Origin of the sequence: Streptomyces sp. AC512_CC834, assembly GCF_019049325.1 — a bacterium.
In the GTDB taxonomy this organism is placed as follows: domain Bacteria; phylum Actinomycetota; class Actinomycetes; order Streptomycetales; family Streptomycetaceae; genus Streptomyces.
Window position 1 is genome coordinate 90,227 of sequence record NZ_JAGMUO010000044.1, and the last position, 12,785, is coordinate 103,011.

The 12,785-nt window shown below is 68.8% G+C and carries 11 protein-coding genes and 2 pseudogenes; 9 read left to right on the forward strand and 4 right to left on the reverse strand.

Translation table 11 applies throughout. The features are described 5' to 3' along the window. Positions 1 to 45: 45 nt before the first annotated feature. Together KUM40_RS17820 and KUM40_RS17825 are read right to left on the reverse strand one after the other, a co-directional pair. The gene (locus KUM40_RS17820; protein ID WP_254395271.1) at positions 46 to 303 is read right to left on the reverse strand and encodes a phospholipase D-like domain-containing protein; all 258 of its coding nucleotides are present in this window, start codon (positions 301 to 303) and stop codon (positions 46 to 48) included. Positions 304 to 563: 260 nt separating this feature from the next. Continuing rightward, positions 564 to 896 (reverse strand): deoxyxylulose-5-phosphate synthase, encoded by a 333-nt coding sequence (locus KUM40_RS17825; protein WP_217166982.1) that lies wholly within the window; start codon positions 894 to 896, stop codon positions 564 to 566. 128 nt (positions 897 to 1,024) lie between these two features. Here KUM40_RS17825 and KUM40_RS17830 point away from each other — a divergent pair, with 128 nt between their 5' ends. Further along, positions 1,025 to 1,681, forward strand: a complete 657-nt coding sequence (locus KUM40_RS17830; protein ID WP_217166983.1) for a hypothetical protein — start codon at positions 1,025 to 1,027, stop codon at positions 1,679 to 1,681. 384 nt (positions 1,682 to 2,065) lie between these two features. Here the strand turns inward: KUM40_RS17830 and KUM40_RS17835 are convergent, their stop codons facing one another. Together KUM40_RS17835 and KUM40_RS17840 are read right to left on the reverse strand one after the other, a co-directional pair. Further along, the gene (locus KUM40_RS17835) at positions 2,066 to 2,650 is read right to left on the reverse strand and encodes a hypothetical protein (RefSeq protein WP_217166984.1); all 585 of its coding nucleotides are present in this window, start codon (positions 2,648 to 2,650) and stop codon (positions 2,066 to 2,068) included. A gap of 180 nt (positions 2,651 to 2,830) precedes the next feature. Then, complete coding sequence (locus tag KUM40_RS17840; RefSeq protein ID WP_217166985.1) at positions 2,831 to 3,310, reverse strand: ATP-binding protein; 480 nt, start codon at positions 3,308 to 3,310, stop codon at positions 2,831 to 2,833. Between the two features lie 154 nt (positions 3,311 to 3,464). Here KUM40_RS17840 and KUM40_RS42445 point away from each other — a divergent pair. The 8 genes and pseudogenes from KUM40_RS42445 to KUM40_RS17870 all read left to right on the forward strand — a co-directional run. Further along, positions 3,465 to 3,662 (forward strand): annotated as a pseudogene (locus tag KUM40_RS42445) (multiprotein-bridging factor 1 family protein); the annotation flags it as partial. A gap of 122 nt (positions 3,663 to 3,784) precedes the next feature. Beyond that, positions 3,785 to 4,210, forward strand: coding sequence for a DUF5753 domain-containing protein (locus tag KUM40_RS42450; protein WP_308401178.1), 426 nt, complete (start codon positions 3,785 to 3,787; stop codon positions 4,208 to 4,210). Continuing rightward, the gene (locus tag KUM40_RS17850; RefSeq protein WP_217166986.1) at positions 4,207 to 4,413 is read left to right on the forward strand and encodes a DUF397 domain-containing protein; all 207 of its coding nucleotides are present in this window, start codon (positions 4,207 to 4,209) and stop codon (positions 4,411 to 4,413) included. Before KUM40_RS42450 ends, KUM40_RS17850 begins: the two co-directional genes overlap by 4 nt. A gap of 1 nt (position 4,414) precedes the next feature. Beyond that, positions 4,415 to 4,725: pseudogene (locus KUM40_RS41390) on the forward strand (N-6 DNA methylase); the annotation flags it as partial. A gap of 164 nt (positions 4,726 to 4,889) precedes the next feature. Then, positions 4,890 to 5,921: an endonuclease/exonuclease/phosphatase family protein gene (locus KUM40_RS17855; protein ID WP_217166987.1), complete on the forward strand. Its 1,032-nt coding sequence runs from the start codon at positions 4,890 to 4,892 to the stop codon at positions 5,919 to 5,921. A 98-nt stretch (positions 5,922 to 6,019) separates the two neighbouring features. Next, positions 6,020 to 7,030 (forward strand): LacI family DNA-binding transcriptional regulator, encoded by a 1,011-nt coding sequence (locus KUM40_RS17860; protein WP_217166988.1) that lies wholly within the window; start codon positions 6,020 to 6,022, stop codon positions 7,028 to 7,030. Positions 7,031 to 7,270: 240 nt separating this feature from the next. Further along, entirely contained in the window at positions 7,271 to 11,560 is a 4,290-nt protein-coding gene (locus tag KUM40_RS17865) for a discoidin domain-containing protein (RefSeq protein ID WP_217166989.1), read from the forward strand. A gap of 146 nt (positions 11,561 to 11,706) precedes the next feature. Next, positions 11,707 to 12,720: a LacI family DNA-binding transcriptional regulator gene (locus KUM40_RS17870; RefSeq protein ID WP_217166990.1), complete on the forward strand. Its 1,014-nt coding sequence runs from the start codon at positions 11,707 to 11,709 to the stop codon at positions 12,718 to 12,720. Positions 12,721 to 12,785 lie beyond the last annotated feature (65 nt).

A 12,785-nucleotide genomic window follows, 5' to 3' on the forward strand; every position in this document is an offset into this window, starting at 1 on the left:
CGGCGACGTTCGCCGTCGGCCCCACACGTCACGCTGCACGGTTGCTCATGGCCGCAACGGCCTGAGCACGCCAAGACGTTGCAGCTCGACGATGTGCTCCGCCGCCCGTTGTGGTGCTTCCCCACCGTTCACCAGCACCCCCGCCTCGATGTTGCGGTGGGCCGCGGACGCGGTCAGATTGGCGCTGCCCAGGAACAGCGTACGACGGTCGGCCACCGCGAGCTTGGCGTGCTGACGCGAGTGAGGGTGGCCGCCCGGCCCTCGGGCGGGACGGGGCCCGCGCGGGTGCGGCACCGCCGGCATACAGCGATCTCAGCACCGAGTTGCCTCGCCGCGGTCATCAAGCCCTCACCCACGAGGACGCCATGCCCTACCTCCTCGAGGACGCCTCGGCGTGAGAGAGCCCGCACAGGTCACCGCCGTCGCTCTCGACGCGGCGCGACCTTCATCGCCCTCTGGGCGCCGACTGTCGACGCCATCCGGGGGTTGACCGAGAAGGGCCTCGCCGACCGGACCATGGACCGGACCCATGCCCTCGTGTCTCCGGAGCCCACGACGAGTCCTTACGGCACGTCGTAGCGAACGACCGCTCTCGCGAAGGGCTCGCCCGTGCGGCGGGCGTACGTCTTGCGCTCGCGGATCTCCCTCAGGGTGCGCGGACGGTATCCGGGCCCATCGCAGCAGCTCTTGTGGAAGCGGACGCCCGCGTGCAGGAGTACGGACAGCACTCGCCAGGCCGCAATGTCCCGGCGCGGGGGCGCCGCGAAAGCCGACCCCACGTGGATCAGCGGTTCCGCGCAGCGGGGGCAAGCTCGGTGCGGCCTGCCCCTGTCGTAGGGCTGCTTGTAGGAGGCCCGGCAGGGCAGGCAGACGTAGGAGGTCTTCGCGTGGCCCATGCCGCCAGGATAGGCAGCAACCTGTGCGAAGCTCGACGCGTTTTGAGAGCAGGGGGCGCTCCCCGAGGACCTCCAGGATCCTCACGGACGGCAGCCGTCGCACCCGGACCGTGCGGAACGGGGACGACATGCCGCACACTCTCCGGGTGATCGTGTTGCAGCCCGTCCTCGAAGTCTCCGGCGCTTCCGGCTTCTCGCTCTGGCCGGTGTCCGAGCTTGAGCCGTACGCCTTCCTGCCGCTCAGTGGCGCGCTTGCTCCCGCCGAAGTCGGCACGGCGGTCATGAGCATCGCCGCCCACAACAACGTCGCACCTGCGGCAGACGACTGCCCGTCACGACCCACGGACCCGCTCGGGGCCGTTCTGCACGGCCTGCTCATCATGGAGGAACTCGTGGCGTGCAGTGGCCTGCGGGTCACGGACACCGCCTCCGGCGTCACCTTGCTGCCGGGCTGCTGCAACGGCCTCGAAGAGCGCCGTGACTGGTTCGACGTCCTGGACGGGGACGGCTGGGCCTCTTTCGGCCACGACCCGTCCCCGCTCGCGCAACGACATGGCGACATCGTCCGCCTGACCGTGGACGCCGACCGGGAAGACAGCCCCGTGATCGAGCTTGCCACCGCCGAACTGCGACGCCTGCTCACCGGAGCGGAGCGCGATCTGACCGAGTTCCTGGACGTGGCAGCCGCGTGGACCTCACGACAACTGCCCAACCACACAGCCCTGGTGACTTCCGCCCTCGCCCGCGCCCTGCTCTTCTGCGAACCGGCTCCCCCCTGCGCATAGGCCGTCCCCCCGCCGTCATCTGAGCGGCGACAGGTCGGGAACTGCGGCCCGGACGCCCGTACGAGCGCGTAAGCCCGGCGTACCCACCGACGTACGCGCCCTGCCGTTTGGTCAAATACTGCCCCATACTGCGCATCAGGAGGGTGATCGTGAGGCGGCGATCCGGGGCCCGCTGGAACAGTTGTTCCGCGCCATGGGGAAGCACCACGTCCTGCACGAGATCGGCTGGCATCCGGAGACACGCATACCGCACCTCGGCGTGCGGCCCGATTACGCCGTGCGCGTCGACGCACAGATCACCGGCTACATCGAGGATCGTGACTCTCCGGCCGTCACCCTCACGGTCGAGGCCATGGGTTTGGCCGAAAAGGCTGACCAGCAGCTTCACGCCTCGACGACGATGGTGCCTATGGTCGATTCCGGGCCGGGCCCTTCCGGACGGTCGACCTTCCACCAACCCAGCACGTCCTGGTATTCCGGCTGTGGGACCGCACGTCCCTCGGCAGTCATCAGTCGTCCCTGATACCCCTGGGCGTAACGTGCTCGAACCGAGTAGACGCCGAGTTCGTCGGGAACAACGAGGTCGCACGACACATTGACCCACTCCGCCGGACCTGGGTTGTCTTCCGCCAGCGCCTCGACGTGCGTGCCGGCGTTGACCACCTTCAAGCCGCCCCCGCTGCGCTGCTTGCCGTTCCATACCGATGCCTGGGCTCGGTCCTGGCCCGCCAGACCAACGATCACCTGGTTGATGGCGTTGCCACACTCCGAGCAATCATGCAGCACGTCGAAACTGATCTTGTGCGAACCTCCTTCGCGGACATGTACCGCATCGGTCTGGCTATCGATCTTCACGTTGCGGATCTTGAACCGAAATCCCGTCCCGCCTCCGTATGGCTCGACCATTTCGGTGTCGGGGGTGAGAGCCGTGGTTCGGTGGACATCGCTGTGACTCATCTTGTCGGTCATACGCCAAGTAAACAGGTGGCCACTGACAAGAGCGGGGAACGGGCCCGCCCTTCAACGAGGTTGACACGTCAGCGTCAGGAAACAGCTTCCCAGCGGCCGGTGACCGCGGTTACGCACCCTCGCCGGCCGCGATGTGGGCCTCGGCCTGCTCCAGGTCCCAGGTCCCCTCCGCGAGCCGTCTCAGGGCGTGTCCGAACAGGTGTTGCTGGAGCGGCGACTGGACAGTCTGTCCCGGCGACACGCCGCCGAAGTGGCGCTTCTGCCGGGACAGACTGTCCAAACACCCCCCGCTACGGGATTCGCCACCAGCCCCGACGGCGCGTCGGGCGCCGGCGGTTCGGCCGTCGGATCGCGGGGGAGACGCCCCGGGCGGGTGTCGGTCACCTCGACGCGGACGACGCCGTGCTCGGGCGGGAGGAGCAGCGTCAGGCGGAAGTCGCGTCCGGGGGTACGGCCGTGGGTGATGGCGTTGGCCGCCAGCTCGGCCGTGACGAGGGCGACGGCCTGTGACGTCTCGGAGTCGTACGGGATTCCCCAGGCCGCGAGTTGCTGTCCGGCGAGGCGGCGGGCGAGACGGGCTCCGCGTCTGGTGCTGCTGAGGCGGATGGTGAACTGCGGGGTGCGGGTGGGTGGTTCGGCGCTGACATTGGATGACTTCACTGTGTAACCGTCCCGTCACGCATATAGCCTGACGAGGTCGGACCGTCGTACCCGGGTGCACGGTACGGCCGCTGTACGGGTCCGTGCTCGTGGCCGCGACGACGGACCAGTCGTTGTCGGTCACAACGGAACACTGCGCGGGACAGGGGGCGCCATGAGCAAGACAACTCAGCGAGCATGCGGTACCACCGGCCGGCAAGGGCCGGACAAGGAACGTCCTGCGGCGTGGAGCGCCTACGGCAAACTCGTCCGCCTCTTCCGCGAACGCGCCGGCCTCACCCAGCAGGCCCTCGCCGAGGCGATCGGCTACTCGCTGGAGCAGGTCGCCTCCGTCGAGCAGGGGCGGAGACCGGCGAAGGTGACCTTCACGGAGGCCACGGAACGTGTCCTGAAGGCGGGCGGGGCGCTGCGGGTACTCCAGGGCGACGTGGACCGCTGGAGGCCGAGGCGGTCAGCCGCTTCTCCTACGACCCGATGCTGGTACCGGGGTTGTTGCAGACGGAGGCGTACGCCCAGGCTCTTCTGGAGGCGCATTTCCCTCCGCTGGACGAGGAGACAGTCGAGCAACGGGTCGCGGCCCGGGTGGCCCGACAAGCTCTGCTGACCCGCAAGCGTCCCCCGATCGTCTTCGTGTTCATCGTGGAGGAGTCGGCGGTCCGGCGCGCGGTGGGTGACACATCAGTGGTGCGGCAGCAGTTGGAGCACCTACTGGAGTGCTCGACGATGCGTTCGACCGACCACAAGCAGCACGTCTATGTTGAGGTCCAGGACATCGTGAGCGTGAGGTCCGACCGACATGAGGTCAGCGAGTTCCGGCTTCGGTATGGGACGCTGCGGACGCAGGCCCTCAACACCGAGGAATCCTCGCGCCTCATCCAGCACATGGAAGGGGAGCTATGAGCATCGACCAGCACATCGAGCAGCCCGGTGACCTCGCGTGGTTCAAGAGCAGCTACAGCGGAACGAGCGGCGGTGACTGCGTCGAGGTGGCCGCCGGAGTCGGCGCAGTGTACGTACGCGACTCGAAGACCACGGGCGATGGCCCCGTGCTGCGAGTCGGCCGGGGCGGGTGGGCCACGTTCGTGACGCTCGCTGCCGGGTAGCGTCACCGGGGTCGTGCGGGCGTTCAAGGCCTGGGTGCACGACGGGCCCCCAACCGCCCTGGGGCCCCAGTTGCACGCCCTGCGGGTGGACCCGGCGAAACTGGACGCCCACTTCCTGGCCGGCTGTCTGCGCGCGCCGTCCAACGGACGCCAGGCAGGCACCCACGCCCCCTGGCGGAACAGGCGGCGTACGCCGAGGTCTTCCGGAGCCTCAGAGACTTCGAGACGCAACTCGTCAACGCCGGCGGCACGGGCAGGAAACTGGTGGACGACGCGTCCGACCTGCTCGCTGCAGGCGGGCTCGACGTCTGACCTCACCCGAGGTCCTTGGGGAGCAGATCGAGCGCCACCCGACCTCGGCATCCGGTGACCGTTTGGCACCCGCCCGGTCGGCCCACTGAATGGCGTCCTTGCCCCGGGAACCCGGTCAGCCAAGTTGATCGTCCTGACGGGCAAGGACGAGTGGACGGGAAACGATGGTGGAGCGGGCTGGCCGTGGTTCGGCTTCGGCGGTGAAGGCGGCGGTGCGGCGGCGGGTAGGGCGTCCGGCACGGACTCGGCGGGCGGACGGGCCGGGCCCGTCCGCCTGGACGCGGGGACGAGCGCTCGCCGTGGCCGCAGTGCTCACGGCCGTACTACTGGTGTTCCACAGGGCGGTTCCCAACCGCGTGGGCGGGCTGGGCAGTCTGCTGGAGTCGTTCCTGCCGTGGCTCGGTCTGGTGGTCGTGCTGCTGCTCGTTCTGGCGCTGCTGTGCCGGTCGGCGCTCGCGCTGGTGGCCCTGCTTCTTCCGGTGGCCGCCTGGACGTACCTCTTCGGCGGGCTGCTCCTGCCCGCGTCGGCGGGCGGCACCGACGACCTGGTCGTGGTGCAGCACAACGTCAGCGACGAGAACGGCGACCCCGCGGGTACGGCCCGTGCCCTGGCCGGCGCCGGGCCCGACCTCATCGCGCTCGAGGAACTGGTGCCGCCGGCACTGGGGGTGTACGAGAGGACTCTCGCCCCGGACTATCCGTACCGCGCGGTCCGGGGCACGGTCGGGCTCTGGTCGAGGTACCCGCTCACCGATGCCCGCCCGCTCGACATCAAGCCCCGGGGCATCACTGAGGAGTGGAACCGAGGACTGCGGGCCGTGGCGCACACGCCGCGCGGTGAGATCGCCGTGTACGTCGCGCATCTGCCCTCGGTCCGGGTCCGGGCGAGCGGACTCGCGTCGTCCTGGCGGGACGAGAGCGCCGGGCTTCTGGGCGAGGCCGTCGCAGCGGAGGAGCTGAACCGGGTGATCCTGCTGGGCGACCTCAACGGCACGGTCGACGACCGGGCGTTGGAGCCGCTGACCGAGCGGCTGAACGTGGCCGAGCGGGGCGTCGCCCTCAGCTACCCCGCGGCCTTCCCGCTTGCCCGGATCGACCAGGTCATGGCCCGCTCCGCCACCGTCGCCCGTATCCGCGCCCTCTCCGCCACCGGCAGCGACCACCTCCCGGTCGTCGCTCGGGTCACCGTGGACTGAACTGGATATATACTATGAAACTGGACCGAGACGGACGGAGCCGTCTCAATGCATTCGGTGAGCAAGCCGCTTGCGGTGTTTGCGTTAGCCTTTCGGGTGTGACGCGACGACTTGCTCAGGTGGCGAAGAAGGTTGGGGTCAGCGAGGCCACGGTCAGCCGGGTGCTCAACGGCAAGCCGGGGGTGTCGGAGGCGACCCGGCAGTCCGTGCTGAGCGCCCTGGACGTCCTGGGCTATGAGCGGCCGACCCAGCTTCGGGGCGAGCGCGCACGGCTGGTGGGGCTGGTGCTGCCCGAGCTGCAGAATCCGATCTTCCCCGCGTTCGCCGAGGTCATCGGCGGTGCACTGGCCCAGCAGGGGCTGACCCCGGTGCTGTGCACCCAGACCAAGGGCGGCGTCTCCGAGGCCGACTACGTCGAGCTGCTGTTGCAGCAGCAGGTCTCCGGGGTGGTGTTCGCGGGCGGACTGTTCGCGCAGGCGGACGCCCCGCACGACCACTACCGGCTGCTCGCCGAGCGGCACATCCCGGTGGTGCTGATCAACGCGTCGATCGAGAATCTCGACTTCCCGTGCATCGCCTGCGACGACGCCGTGGCCGTCGAGCAGTCCTGGCGGCACCTGGCGTCACTGGGACACGAGCGCATCGGGCTGGTGCTCGGCCCCTCCGACCACATTCCGTCCCGGAGGAAACTGGCCGCCGCCCGCGAAACGGCCCAGGCCGCCGGCATGGAACTGCCCGACGAACACGTCGAACGGGCCATGTTCTCCCTCGAAGGCGGCCAGGCAGCCGCCACCCGCCTCCTCCAGCGCGGCGTCACCGGCATCATCTGCGCCAGCGACCCCCTCGCCCTCGGCGCCATCCGCGCCGCCCGCCGACGCGGCCACCACGTACCCCACGACGTCTCCGTCGTCGGCTACGACGACTCCGCCTTCATGACCTGCACCGAACCACCCCTCACCACCGTCCGCCAACCCATCGAAGCCATGGGACGCGCCGCCGTCGACCTCCTCTGCGCCCAGATCCAGGGCACCGAAGTCCCGCACGGCGAGCTGCTCTTCGAACCGGAACTCGTCGTCCGCGGCTCCACGGCACAGCCGTCCGCCGACTAAAGCGTCGCAAGTTCCTTGCGGGAAATGGCAGTGGCTTGCGGCTACTCGACGTAGCCCATGAAAGCCGCTGATCCCAGGCATGCCCCGGCACTGGCGCGGTCCTCATCCAGCACACCCGGCCCTGCCCCGCGCTGAGTTCGCGCTGCCTCGCCTGTAGACGACTCAACACTTCTCTGCAACTCTCTGAGCGCTCTACGTAAATGTCAGAGAACATTGAGTGTCTACCTGATGTGGGGACAGATGAGAAACCGGAACTGGAGATCACGTGCCCTGTGCACCGTGGTCGCGACCAGTCTCCTGGCGTTGGGAGGACCGCTGCTGTCGGCCACGGCAGCCGGGGGTCCCAACATCGCCGTGGGGGACGCCACGGCGGCGAGCAGCTCGCACGGCGAGTACGGCGCCGCCAACATCACCGACGGCAACCAGGGTTCGTACTGGCAGAGCGGTGGCGGCAGTCTGCCGCAGTGGGTGCAGACCGACCTCGGTGCCACCGAGCGGATCGACGAGGTCGTCCTGCGGCTGCCCGCCGGCTGGGAGAGCCGCGAGCAGACGCTCTCCGTACAGGGCAGCGCCGACGGCGCGAGCTTCAGCACACTGAAGACGTCCGCCGCGTACGCGTTCACCCCGGGCTCGGGCAACACGGTCACCGTGAGCTTCCCGGCCACCCGGACTCGGTTCGTGCGGGTGGACATCACGGCGAACACCGGCTGGCAGGCGGCCCAGCTCTCCGAGCTGGAGGTGCACGCGGCCGGGGAGTCGTCCGCGAACCTCGCCGACGGCCGCCGGCTGACGGCGAGCAGTTCCACGGGCGCGTACACCCCGGGCAACGGGAACGACGGCAACAAGGCCACCTACTGGGAGAGCGCCAACAACGCCCTGCCGCAGTGGCTCCAGGCCGACCTCGGCTCGTCCCGCCGGGTCGACCGTGTCGTACTGAGGCTGCCGGACGGCTGGCCGGCCCGCAGCCAGACCCTGAAGATCCAGGCGAGTGACAACGGCTCGGACTTCACCGACCTGACCGCCGCCAAGGCGTACGCCTTCGACGCGGCGGGCGGCCGGGCGGCGACGATCACCTTCGACGCGACCACCACGCGCTACGTGCGGGTCCTGGTGACCGCCAACACCGGTCAGCCCGCCGCGCAGATATCCGAGCTGGAGGTCTACGGTCCGGCGACGGGTGACACGCAGGCCCCCACCACCCCGGCGAACCTCGCGTTCACCGAGCCGGCCACCGGGCAGATCCGACTGACCTGGAACGGGTCCTCGGACGACACGGCCGTCACGGGGTACGACATCTACGCCAACGGCGAGCTGCTGACCTCGGTCGCGGGTGACGTCACCACGTACACGGACACCCGGCCGGCCGACTCGACGGTCACCTACTACGTGCGGGCCAAGGACGCGGCCGGCAACCAGTCGGGCAACAGCGACTCGGTCACCCGCCGCGCCGGCACCGGTGACACGCAGGCGCCCACCGCGCCGTCGAACCTGGCGCTCACCGAACCGGCCGCCGGGCAGGTCAAGCTGACCTGGGACGCCTCGACCGACAACGAGGGCGTCGCCGGGTACGACATCTACGCCAACAACAAGCTCCGCGAGAGCGTCGCGGGCGACGTGACCACGTACACCGACACGCAGCCCGCGTCGGCGAACGTGACCTACTTCGTGCGGGCCAAGGACGCGGCGGGCAACGAGTCGGGCGACAGCAACTCCGTGATCCGCAACGGCACGAAGGACGGCTCGAACCTGGCCGTCGGCAAGCCGATCAGCGCCTCGTCCGTCATCCACACCTACGTCGCCGAGAACGCCAACGACAACAGCACGTCGACCTACTGGGAAGGAGCGGCGGGCAGCTACCCGAACACGCTGACTCTCGAGCTGGGCGCGAACGCGGACATCGACAGCGTCGTCCTCAAGCTGAATCCCGACCCGAGCTGGTCGAAGCGCACCCAGAACATCGAGGTGCTGGGGCGCGCGCAGGACGCGTCGGACTTCACCTCTCTGGTGGCCGCGAAGGACTACGTCTTCGACCCGGCGAGCGGCGGCAACAGCGTGACCGTCCCCGTCGACGACCGGGCAGCGGACGTCCGGCTGAAGTTCACCTCCAACACCGGGGCGACGGCCGGGCAGATCGCCGAGTTCCAGGTCGTCGGCACCCCCGCGCCCAACCCCGACCTCGAGGTGACGAAGCTGACCACGTCGCCCGACTCCCCCGTCGAGTCGGACGAGATCACGGTGTCCGCCACCGTCCGCAACAGCGGCGCCTCCGACGCCCCGGCCGGCAAGGTCGCCCTGCGGCTGGGCGACACCGAGGTCGCCACCGCCGACGTCCCCGCTCTGGAGGCGGGTGCGCAGAGCACGGTCGAGGCGTCCATCGGTGCACGCGAGGCCGGGTCCTACGAACTGAGCGCGGTCGCCGACGAGGCGAACGAGATCATCGAGCAGAACGAGTCCAACAACACCTACACGCGGCCCGAACCGCTGGTGGTCAAGCCGGTCCAGAGCTCCGACCTGGTCGCCGCCGCCGTCACCACCTCTCCCTCCAGTCCGGCCGCCGGTGACGACGTGACCTTCAAGGTCTCGCTCCGGAACCAGGGCACCCAGGACTCCGCGGGCGGCAGCCACGCGGTGACGCTCGCCCTGCTCGACGCCAAGGGCGACACGGTCAAGACCCTCACCGGCACGCACTCCGGTGTCATCGCCGCGGGCAAGACGGCTCCGGCCGTGAGCCTCGGTACCTGGAAGGCGGCCAACGGCTCGTACACCCTGAAGGTCACGGTCGCCGACGACGCGAACGAACTGCCGGTCAAGCGGGAGAACAACACCTCCACGCAGCCGCTGTTCGTCGGGCGCGGCGCGAACATGCCGTACGACATGTACGAGGCGGAGGACGGGACGGTCGGCGGCGGTGCCACCGTGGTCGGTCCCAACCGGACCATCGGCGACATCGCGGGCGAGGCGTCCGGCCGCAAGGCCGTGCACCTCGACAAGACCGGTGAGTACGTCGAGTTCACCACGAAGGCGGACACCAACACCCTGGTGACCCGCTTCTCGATCCCGGACGCACCGGGTGGCGGCGGTATCGACACCACGATCAACGTGTACGTCGACGGCGTCATGAAGAAGGCGCTCCCGCTCACGTCGAAGTACGCCTGGCTGTACGGCAACGAGGCCTCGCCCGGCAACTCCCCGGGGGCGGGCGCGCCGCGTCACATCTACGACGAGGCGCACATCATGCTGGGCGAGACCGTGCCGGCGGGCAGCAAGATCCGGTTGCAGAAGGACGCGGCGAACAGCTCCGACTACGCGATCGACTTCGTCAGCCTGGAGCAGGTCGCCGCGGTGGCGAACCCCGACCCGGCGGCGTACGCGGTGCCGGCCGGGTTCACGCACCAGGACGTGCAGAACGCCCTCGACAAGGTCCGTATGGACACCTCCGGCAAGCTGGTCGGTGTGTATCTGCCGCCCGGCGACTATCAGACGTCAAGCAAGTTCCAGGTGTACGGCAAGGCGGTGAAGGTGGTGGGCGCCGGTCCGTGGTTCACCAGGTTCCACGCGCCCACGACGCAGGACAACACCGACATCGGCTTCCGTGCCGACGCGAGCGCGAAGGGGTCGACGTTCGCGAACTTCGCGTACTTCGGCAACTACACGACCCGCATCGACGGGCCGGGCAAGGTGTTCGACTTCTCCAACGTGTCGGACATCGTGATCGACAACATCTGGAACGAACACATGGTGTGCCTGTACTGGGGCGCCAACACCGACCGGGTGACGATCAAGAACTCCCGGATCCGCAACATGTTCGCCGACGGCGTCAACATGACCAACGGCTCGACCGACAACCTGGTCTCCAACAACGACGCCCGGGCGACCGGTGACGACAGCTTCGCGCTCTTCTCGGCGATCGACGCGGGCGGCGCGGACATGAAGAACAACCTGTACGAGAACCTCACGACGACGCTGACCTGGCGTGCGGCGGGTCTCGCCGTCTACGGCGGTTACAACAACACCTTCCGCAACATCCACATCGCGGACACCCTGGTCTACTCGGGCATCACCATCAGCTCGCTGGACTTCGGCTACCCGATGAACGGGTTCGGCACGGATCCGACGACCTTCGAGAACATCTCGATCGTCCGGGCCGGGGGGCACTTCTGGGGTGGTCAGACCTTCCCCGGCATCTGGGTGTTCTCGGCGTCCAAGGTGTTCCAGGGCATCCGGGTCAACAACGTCGACATCGTCGATCCGACCTACAGCGGCATCATGTTCCAGACGAACTACGTGGGAGGTCAGCCACAGTTCCCGATCAAGGACACGGTCTTCACCGACGTCTCGGTCACGGGCGCGCACAAGAGCGGTGACGAGTTCGACGCGAAGTCCGGTTTCGGCCTGTGGGCCAACGAGATGCCCGAGGCGGGGCAGGGACCGGCGGTCGGCGAGGTCACCTTCAACGGGCTGAAGCTCGATGACAACGCCGTGGACATCCGGAACACCACGTCCACCTTCAAGATCATCCGCAATCCCTAGACCGTACTGGACCGGGGGACCGCAGGGGCCGCAGGGGCCGCAGGGGCCGCAGGGGCCGCAGGGGCCGCAGGGGCCGCAACGACTCTTGTCGGTCATCGCACGGACTGGCGCAAGTCTCTTGCGAGACTTGCGCTAGTCTTGCGTATGTGACGCGACGACTTGCCCAGGTGGCGAAGAAGGTTGGGGTCAGCGAGGCCACGGTCAGCCGGGTACTCAACGGCAAACCGGGAGTCTCGGAGACGACCCGGCAGTCCGTGCTGAGCGCCCTGGACGTCCTGGGCTACGAGCGGCCGACCCAGCTTCGGGGCGAGCGGGCGCGACTCGTCGGCCTGGTGCTGCCCGAGCTGCAGAATCCGATCTTCCCCGCGTTCGCCGAGGTCATCGGCGGCGCGCTGGCCCAACAGGGGCTGACCCCGGTGCTGTGCACCCAGACCAAGGGCGGCGTCTCCGAGGCCGACTACGTCGAGCTGCTGTTGCAGCAGCAGGTCTCCGGCGTCGTCTTCGCCGGCGGTGGCCTCTTCGCCCAGGCCGATGCCCCGCACGACCACTACCGGCTGCTCGCGGAGCGCAAGATTCCGGTCGTGCTCGTGAACGCCTCCTTCGCGGATCTCGGCTTCCCGTGCATCGCCTGCGACGACGCCGTGGCCGTCGAGCAGTCCTGGCGGCACCTTGCATCACTGGGACACGAGCGCATCGGCCTCGTCCTGGGCCCCTCGGACCACATCCCCTCACGCAGGAAACTGACCGCCGCCCGCGAAACGGCCCAGGCCGCCGGCATGGAACTGCCCGACGAACACGTCGAACGGGCCATGTTCTCCCTCGAAGGCGGCCAGGCAGCCGCCACCCGCCTCCTCCAGCGCGGCGTCACCGGCATCATCTGCGCCAGCGACCCCCTCGCCCTCGGCGCCATCCGCGCCGCCCGCCGACGCGGCCACCACGTACCCCACGACGTCTCCGTCGTCGGCTACGACGACTCCGCCTTCATGACCTGCACCGAACCACCCCTCACCACCGTCCGCCAACCCATCGAAGCCATGGGACGCGCCGCCGTCGACCTCCTCTGCGCCCAGATCCAGGGCACCGAAGTCCCGCACAGGGAACTGCTCTTCGAACCGGAACTCGTCGTCCGCGGCTCCACGGCACAACCGTCCGCCCGGTAGCCGGACCCCAACATCTTCGGCGCACTGTCAAGCAATTACGAAATCAGCGCGAGATATTGCGTTCA